10 protein-coding genes are annotated in these 5,500 nt (G+C 69.1%); 3 read left to right on the top strand and 7 right to left on the bottom strand.

The genetic code is table 11. The features are described 5' to 3' along the window. The first annotated feature begins 280 nt into the window (after nucleotides 1-280). On the top strand, nucleotides 281-637 hold the full coding sequence (locus tag ABZT03_RS42775) for a transposase (RefSeq protein ID WP_356049544.1): 357 nt from the start codon (nucleotides 281-283) through the stop codon (nucleotides 635-637). Between the two features lie 259 nt (nucleotides 638-896). Here ABZT03_RS42775 and ABZT03_RS42770 read toward each other — a convergent pair whose 3' ends face one another. Together ABZT03_RS42770 and ABZT03_RS42765 are read right to left on the bottom strand one after the other, a co-directional pair. After that, nucleotides 897-1,139 carry a hypothetical protein gene (locus tag ABZT03_RS42770; RefSeq protein WP_356049542.1) on the bottom strand — a complete coding sequence of 81 codons (243 nt, stop codon included), beginning with the start codon at nucleotides 1,137-1,139 and terminating at the stop codon, nucleotides 897-899. Continuing rightward, on the bottom strand, nucleotides 1,140-1,274 hold the full coding sequence (locus ABZT03_RS42765) for a hypothetical protein (protein WP_356049540.1): 135 nt from the start codon (nucleotides 1,272-1,274) through the stop codon (nucleotides 1,140-1,142). Nucleotides 1,275-1,429: 155 nt separating this feature from the next. Between ABZT03_RS42765 and ABZT03_RS42760 the strand changes: the two genes are divergently transcribed. After that, nucleotides 1,430-1,648, top strand: a complete 219-nt coding sequence (locus ABZT03_RS42760; RefSeq protein WP_356049538.1) for a hypothetical protein — start codon at nucleotides 1,430-1,432, stop codon at nucleotides 1,646-1,648. A 132-nt stretch (nucleotides 1,649-1,780) separates the two neighbouring features. On the opposite strand, the gene ABZT03_RS42755 is transcribed toward ABZT03_RS42760, so the two are convergent. The 5 genes from ABZT03_RS42755 to ABZT03_RS42735 all read right to left on the bottom strand — a co-directional run bounded on the left by ABZT03_RS42755 (nucleotide 1,781) and on the right by ABZT03_RS42735 (nucleotide 5,107). Then, nucleotides 1,781-2,179 carry a hypothetical protein gene (locus ABZT03_RS42755; RefSeq protein WP_356049537.1) on the bottom strand — a complete coding sequence of 133 codons (399 nt, stop codon included), beginning with the start codon at nucleotides 2,177-2,179 and terminating at the stop codon, nucleotides 1,781-1,783. Further along, nucleotides 2,179-2,454, bottom strand: a complete 276-nt coding sequence (locus ABZT03_RS42750) for a hypothetical protein (protein WP_356049536.1) — start codon at nucleotides 2,452-2,454, stop codon at nucleotides 2,179-2,181. Before ABZT03_RS42750 ends, ABZT03_RS42755 begins: the two co-directional genes overlap by 1 nt. A 154-nt stretch (nucleotides 2,455-2,608) precedes the next feature. After that, complete coding sequence (locus ABZT03_RS42745) at nucleotides 2,609-3,676, bottom strand: polyprenyl synthetase family protein (RefSeq protein WP_356049534.1); 1,068 nt, start codon at nucleotides 3,674-3,676, stop codon at nucleotides 2,609-2,611. Next, nucleotides 3,670-3,816 (bottom strand): hypothetical protein, encoded by a 147-nt coding sequence (locus tag ABZT03_RS42740; RefSeq protein WP_356049532.1) that lies wholly within the window; start codon nucleotides 3,814-3,816, stop codon nucleotides 3,670-3,672. The genes ABZT03_RS42745 and ABZT03_RS42740 overlap by 7 nt, the downstream gene beginning before the upstream one ends. Before the next feature lie 103 nt (nucleotides 3,817-3,919). After that, nucleotides 3,920-5,107 carry a cytochrome P450 gene (locus ABZT03_RS42735; protein ID WP_356049531.1) on the bottom strand — a complete coding sequence of 396 codons (1,188 nt, stop codon included), beginning with the start codon at nucleotides 5,105-5,107 and terminating at the stop codon, nucleotides 3,920-3,922. Between the two features lie 310 nt (nucleotides 5,108-5,417). On the opposite strand from ABZT03_RS42735, the gene ABZT03_RS42730 reads away from it, so the two are divergent. Further along, a partial coding sequence (locus tag ABZT03_RS42730) for a helix-turn-helix domain-containing protein (RefSeq protein WP_356049546.1) occupies nucleotides 5,418-5,500 on the top strand: 83 nt, incomplete at its 3' end.

The following is a 5,500-nucleotide window of genomic DNA, read 5'->3' as shown; positions in this document are numbered from 1 at the left end:
TGGAGCTTGGTGTCCTTCCGTCCGACGTGTGTGGGAGGGCACGTGCCGGTCGGGCAGACGGACAAGACAGTGATGGGACCTTTGGCCGGGCTCCTGAAATGTTGAATCGAGCCCAGATGCTCGGTCTGCAGCCGTAGCGTCCAGGGTGTCGGTCGGCACGGGCCCGCAGTGCTCCTTGCCGCCCTCGGGCTGGCTCACTGATAGCGTGCCGCCGCCGGCCGACACCCGCGCGGTGTGGCTCGACAGAGGCATGAAGGTGACGCAGTGACTTCAAGTCAGGGTGCCCACCGCACTCCCGTTCCTGTCTCATCGAGTGCGAGGGCAGCAGCCTGTGATCCTGATCGGTGTCGATCCCCACAAGTCGTCCCACACCGCCGTCGCCGTCGACGCCGCCGGCCACCAGGTGGCCCAGCGCCGGTTCGTCGTCAACGCCGGGACTTTCCGCCAGCTGACGCGATGGTGCGAGCAGTGGCCCGACCGACGTTTCGCGGTCGAGGGTGCCGGCGGCCTGGGCCGCTCGCTCGCCCAGCAGCACCGGCGGCAACCGTGCGCTGAACTCGGTCCTGCACACCATCGCCGTCTGCCAGATCCGCGACGGCGGGCGCGGGCAGGACTACTACCTTCGCAAGATCTCTGAAGGGAAGACGTCTTCGGAGGCCCGCAGGGCTCTCAAGCGACGCCTGTTCAACGTGGTCTACCGGATCATGAAACGCGACCAACGGAACTGCCTCGCTCAAGCCGCTTGACACACAGAGGCGCTATGAAGTCACAGATGCCCGACCGGCCACGCGCGCCGTGGCCCCGCCCGGACGGCCGACGAATCCACTCGAGGACAGCCGAAGCGCCAGTCAGTCCTGGGGTCAGACCGCCGAGCGGAGCCACAGCAATCATCACTGTCAGTCCTCGGCGCTCAGGCCGCTGGCGCGGGCGACGCCGTCCAGCTCGTTGTAGAGGGCCTGCTGCTCAGTGACGAAGCGACGGTACTTTTCGCGCAACCCCTGCAGCTTCGCCGGGTCGGCGGCGGAGGCTTCCACGATGGCGAAGCCGGGGCTGCCGTCGGGGCCGGGCAGCTCCACGAGTTGGTGGCCCATGCGGCCGGTCAGGAGAATCCCCAGGACCGTCGCGTACTCCCGCAGCACCTAATCGGTGAACTGCGAGGCGTCACCGACAGGGCCGGCCTGATGGCCCTCGGCTATCTGGTGCGCTGTCTCGTGCACGGCCTTGGCCAGGACGTCGTGCTGCTCGGGGTCCATGCGGGCCTTGAGCGTCTCCATGTGGAGGGAGACGCTGTCGATCCTGGCCGGCGCGCAGCGCCGCGCAGAAAATCAGGGACATCGCCGACCGCCTCGGCCTGCCGCCGCTCACCTGACCCGCCACCCACCAGATCCTGCTCGCCGCCGTGCCCTCGGCCGGCCTCACCGCAGTCAATGTGGGCGCTGCCTGGCGAGCCGCCTCCGGATTCGCGCACGGCCGCTACTGGCCCAACCTGCGCGGCTCCCAGCCCCGCGGCGCCCTGCAGGGTGACGACGGCATGCACACCATCACCCTGGTCATCGACGAAGATCAGCACCGGCCCCTGGCCGAGTACTGTCACAGCATGCTGCGCCGCCTGCAGGAGCACTACACCGCGCGCGCCCAGGCCCGCTGACAGAGCGGGCCACGATGGTGCCCGCCGACGCACCAGGTCGGCCTCAGCACCCCTGAAGTGCCCGGGTCCGGCCGGCTATCGACCCTGGCGGCCGCATACGAATCCTCCAAGGATCCACCGGGCGGCTGGCGGTTACTGGTCGGGGTGGACGGCCTGGACGCCGGTGCCCGCGTACGTCTTCGGCGTCAGGGTGAGTAGATACCGTCCGGTGGGGTGGGCGGGGGAGGGGCGGGCGGCGTGGATGGCGTGGACGGCGGCCCAGGAGTGCCCGAAGCGCAGCAGTTCGGTGGCGGTGACCGCGGCGTTGGTGTCGAACGCCTCGATCCGGATGAACCGTAGCCCCTTGATGTAGCCGAGCAGGCCCGGCCGTTCGGCGTCGCCGGCCGTCAGGGAGAGCACCGGTGCATACAGATCACCGAGTCCGCCGGAGGCCTGCACGTAGAACGCGGCGACCGCCTCGTTGAAGGGGTCCTTCGGGTCGTACAGGGCGGTGGCAGCTGTGTGGTCCAGGACGACCGCGATCGCCGCCACTACGCGGCGGCCTGCGAGCCGTGCTGGTTGTTGCCCAGGCGCTCGAGGAGGGCGCGGGCCTTGGCCTCGGCTTCCGGGCTGGGCGCCTGCCCCAGGGCGGCGGCGAGCTCGGCGCGGGCCAGGTCGGCGCGCTCGGCGTACTCGGCCCGGGTCGGGGTGTCCTGTGCGAGGTCCTCGACCAGGCTGCGGATGGTCGTGCCGTGCTCGGCCGCCAGCTGGGCGAGCCGGTCCCGCGCAGCGGTGCTCACCTTGATGCTTGTTTCGTCTGCTGCCATATTCTCACTCTACCGCGCCCCTCTACTGTCGGTAGAGGAGTGCGTGCGGTACGCCCGCGCAACACGTTGCGCAGGCCTTCGTCCGTGACTCCTCCCCGTCCTTCAGGACGGGGAGGAGTCACGTCAGTCGCCGTCCTCGATGCTCTGCCCGGGGCTACGTCATGGATCCGACCGCGGACCGTTCCGATCCGTGCATCAGGTGGTGGAGCAGGTCGCGGTGGCTGGAAGCCGGAGCCAGCCGGTCCAGGAGCGCGCACGCCTGCTGCCGCAGGACGCCGACACAGTCGGCGTAGTCGGCTTCGATGCCTGGCCGGCGCAGGGCCGCCGACAGTTCGGTTCGCGCTTCGGGGTCGTGTCGGGCATGGGTGTGCAGCCACAGCAGATGCCGGCGCGCCCCGGGCCCGGCCTTCTCCAGGGCGTGGGCGAGTAACAGGGTGACGGTCCCGTTGGAGAGATCCTCGTCGCGGCCGGAACCCCTGTGCGCGGCGTCGTTGGCGACTTGGCGCAGGAGGCCGAAGAGTTCGCCGAACGCGTGCCAGGCACGCAGGGACACCGGGTCGGCGGTCGATAGTCGGGCCGCCATGACGGCGTCGCGTCCGTAGGGAGCGCCGGTCTTCCCCCGGTAGGTCTTGATCGCCTGCGCCCAAGTGAACGGGCCGTCGAAGGAGGCAAGGTCGGCGAGCTGCCCCGCGGTGGCCCGAAGGGACGTGCGGAGGAGGGTGCGTCGCCAGAATCCGGTAATTTCCGGTGGAAGTTGCCGCCGCTCAATGATCGCGAACGGCACGAGGGTGCCGCACGCCATCGCCAGTAGTACCAGGCGGGCGGCGTCCTGGGCGGGGGAGGGGGCGTTCTCGGCGGTGGATAGCTGGTGGGCGGTGAGAGGGGCGGACACACCGGGGGAATCGGCGAGATCATCCAGCGCCTGCGCTCCCGCCCACCAGAGCCGGGAGACAGCTACCACCGGCATGGCGTCCTCGGGCTGCCCGCCGAGGGCACCTGCCACCAGGATGCCGAAGAGCCGCGCCGGGACGCTACCGGGATAGCGGTCGAGCAGACCGGACAGCCCGGAGGGGAGCAGGCCCGGGTTCTCCTGGCAGGCGGCTTCCACACCTGCGCGGGCCTCGGCCTCGACCCGCTCGAGCCACACGGCCGGTGGAACGGCCGCCGAGGAGTCACCGTCGGCCGTCCGCCACGTCAGCACAGGTACCGGCGGCGTCAGCACACGTAGAAAATCGCGGTCGCCTCGTCATCGGTGACGGTGGCGCACGGGGCGACGGGCGCGTGGGCCGAAACGGGTTCGTGGCCCTCGAGAAGGTACTCGGTCCGCTCGATGTCGGCGAGGAGTTCGGCGGTCGCGGGCATGTCGTTTCCTTTCGATCCCTCCGTCACTCAGGTGACGGCTGGTACGGGTGGGGCCTGCCGATTCTTGCAGTGGGCGGGCGGAGCTGACAAGGACAGTCCGATGTCAACCTCCAGTAAAAATAGGCAAGTTGGCATATCCACGGAAGGTGCTGCGGTCCCGTCGGACCGCCTCGCCCCCGCGCACCATAGCGGGGAAGCGGGCCAGCAACAGGGGAAGCGCGACGCGGGCCTCCAGCCTCGCCAGCGCGGCACCGAGGCAGTAGTGCGCACCCGCGCCGAAGGAGAGTGGCTGGACGGACCGGCGGAACGGGTCGAAGCGGTCGGGGTCGGGAAAACGGCCGGGGTCGCGGTTGCCTGCCCCGAGGAACACCATGACATGACTGTTCGCCTCGATCCGGTCAGCCCCGTCGATGTCCACCTCCTCCGTAGCCCAACGGCTGGTGAGCTGCAGCGGCGACTCCAGACGCAGCAGCTCTTCGACGTAGGCGTCGGCGAGGCTGGAATCCGCCGCGAGCCGGGAGGCGAGACCAGGATGGTCGAGCAGGACGCCCATGCCGTTGCCGATGAGGTTGGCGGTGGTCTCGAAACCTGCCAACAGCAAGGAGACCAGGTTGGAGATCAGTTCCCGGCTCGACAGGCCGCCCCCCGCGTCGTGCGTCGCGATCAACGCGCCGGTCAGGTCGTCGCCGCGCATGCCACGGCGCCTGCGGACCTGATCGTTGAAGTAAGACTCAAGTTCGATGGCAGCCCGGTCTGCGGCGACGGTGTGCTCGCCGGGTGGCCGGGGCTCCAGAACCTCCGTCAGTTCGTGTGCCCGCTCCCGCAACCACTGCTGCTCGGCGGCCGGCAGACCCAGCAGCGCGCAGATGACTCGGATCGGCAGCGGGTAGGCGAACTCGTCCATGAGGTCCACGACCTCTCCGGAGCCGCCCAGGCAGGCCAGGTACGCCGCGAGTTTGGTGGCCTCCACGGTGATCGCCTCGCGCAGCGCCTCCACCCGGCCCGGCGAGAACGCCACCGCCGTCAGCCTGCGCACACGGATGTGTTCGGCGCCGTTCGCCTTCAACAGCGAAGCCGCGATCAGGCGGCTGGCCGGGCCCTCCGGCCACCCCATGACCCGTAAGCGAGGGTCACGCAACAACGCGTTGATCGCGTCGTAACCAGTCGCCGCGTAGAAGTTCGCCCCCAACCGCACCACCGGCCCGTGGGCGCGCAGAGCCGCGTAGGCGGGATACGGATTTCGGCGCCCCTCGGACGAGGCCAGGAAGCCCGCCGCCTCACTGATCAACATACGACCAGACCCTAGTCGAACGAGGTTCCTCTCTCCTGACCGAAGGCGAGAAACCAGCTCCCGTTGCATCGAGTCTCAACGACTCTCAGTATTTTGGGCGTTTCCGCCCGGAAGGTTCGTGACGGTGTCACCAGAGCGCGAGTTGTTCGCGTCTGGTGTCCTGTCGACGATCTCTCGTTTCTGTCCCCTGGCGGGGTGTTGCGCCGGCCGCCCGCTTGCCCGTCCCCTTGCGGGTTCGGGCGGTGCGGGTCTTCTGCTCGGCTCCACGAGGCTCACCAACTTCATTAGTTATCCCTAATGTTGTGCATGTATGTTTGCAGGCATGGAGTTGCTGCGTATGTCCAAGGCTGCCAAGCGTCTGGGTATCCACCCGATGACGCTTCGCCAGTGGGC

It is taken from the genome of Streptomyces sp. NPDC005574 (genome assembly GCF_040605435.1).
Taxonomy (GTDB): Bacteria; Actinomycetota; Actinomycetes; order Streptomycetales; family Streptomycetaceae; genus Streptomyces.
The sequence above is the reverse complement of the archived record's forward strand: the minus strand, read 5'-3'. Positions and strand labels throughout refer to the sequence as shown.